Below are 1,522 nucleotides of genomic sequence, written 5' to 3'. Positions count from 1 at the left end.
TGAAGCAAGAAAGGACTGGGGTTGGAAACATGAATTTAATCTTGAAAGCATGACTAAAGATATGCTGGAGCATTTGAAATAATTTTTTTAGGTTTATAGCATACAGTAGTACTGTTACTGCTTAATCATTAAGTATTCGCCGGTATTTATACTGGCAGGAGTAGGCGCAGGATCTCCCTCTTTGCGGGTTATAAATCCATCCCAAAATATTTTTACTAGTAATGCAGCAACACCATTTACCTCTGTTTTACGTATGTCTATACCAGCAATATTTGGCGATTTATTATCTACAAAACTAAGACGTAAACGTTTTTCTGTTGGTGAACAACTAGGACAGCCCAACTGAGTGCCAATGATAATTGTATTTCCTGTTATGATATGATTGATCTCTTCATCAGTATAATTGACATTTATATTGGCTAATGTATTGCCTTTTTCTACTCCATCCTTGATGAATTGAAATTCTCCAACAATAAGATCTTCATAATAATAGCCAATAGATTTTACTTTTTTCTTTAATACAAATTTCAAAGAGGTACTCCCATTTGAATAAAGGTAAGTGCCGTCATAACCATCGAGAACTCCATTAATATCTTTGTAATAAGCGCCTTTAGCTCCTTCTCTAGGCTTTGAAATATCATAAACGGGAGATTGGGCTTTACAAGTGGTTAAGAATACGAAAAATGCGAAATAGTGAATGTATGTTTTCATGATTGTTTATTTATTAGTTACAAGGAGTTGGGGTGATTGTTGAATTGTTTAAAGTAAGTTTCTCAAAACTATCTGTTGTAGCATCGGCTTTAAAAAGTACTATACCAAAATCTTTAAATTGTTCAAGAAAACTTTTCTCTAAGTTCCCATTACTTTCAGAATATTTGATTGCTTGGTCTTTGTGAATAGCCTTGATTCGTTCATCATCATTTTGAAATCTAGTATATTTTTCACTTTTCCACACATTATCAATCTGAGTTCGTAGTAACTCAATATTTTCTATTTTTAGCATGTAGGTATTTGTATTTCCTAAAGCCTCTTTGCAGACTAAACCATTAAAAGCTTCTTGTTTTCTACTAGAGCTTGCTTCATCATACACGCTTAGCAAAAAGCGAATATCTTGAAAAGAAAACATAGCATAACCATCAGAGGGATGAGAATGCAATCCTCCAATGTAACCAAATCCTACTGACATCGGTATTGAAAACTGTTCGTTAGACAAAACTTGGGTAAACTCATATTTAAAAGTTTCGTCAGGATTCATTACTTTTTTTACTTCTATTCCTGCTTCTTTATCATTTACGGTTGCGTTAACTTTGTCTTTGAGCCAGTTAATTCCTGCTTTTAAACTGTTAGACGAATTAAGATTATAATTCATTAAATTTGCTAAATCAAGACAAGGATTTGGCAGTTCTTGCTCATTCTTATTCCAAGGCGCATCACCTGTTGTACCGCCACTGCCCAAAGAGTTCCAACTAATAGTTATGGGTACTTCTTTGCCCATCTCGTTTAATGAAACAAAAGCACTAGG

General features: G+C 33.8%; 2 protein-coding genes. Both read right to left on the bottom strand.

Annotated features, from left to right (window positions below; all coding sequences use genetic code 11):
* Positions 1-114: 114 nt before the first annotated feature.
* Positions 115-711, bottom strand: coding sequence for a DUF6705 family protein (locus EKL99_RS14365; RefSeq protein WP_126577171.1), 597 nt, complete (start codon positions 709-711; stop codon positions 115-117).
* 13 nt (positions 712-724) lie between these two features.
* The coding region (locus EKL99_RS14360) for a hypothetical protein (protein ID WP_197037257.1) at positions 725-1,522 on the bottom strand (798 nt) is incomplete at its 5' end.

The organism is Flavobacterium sp. ZB4P23 (assembly GCF_003970375.1).
In the GTDB taxonomy this organism is placed as follows: Bacteria; Bacteroidota; Bacteroidia; order Flavobacteriales; family Flavobacteriaceae; genus Flavobacterium.
Note: the sequence above shows the minus strand (reverse complement) of the source record. Positions and strands in the feature narration are given on the sequence as shown.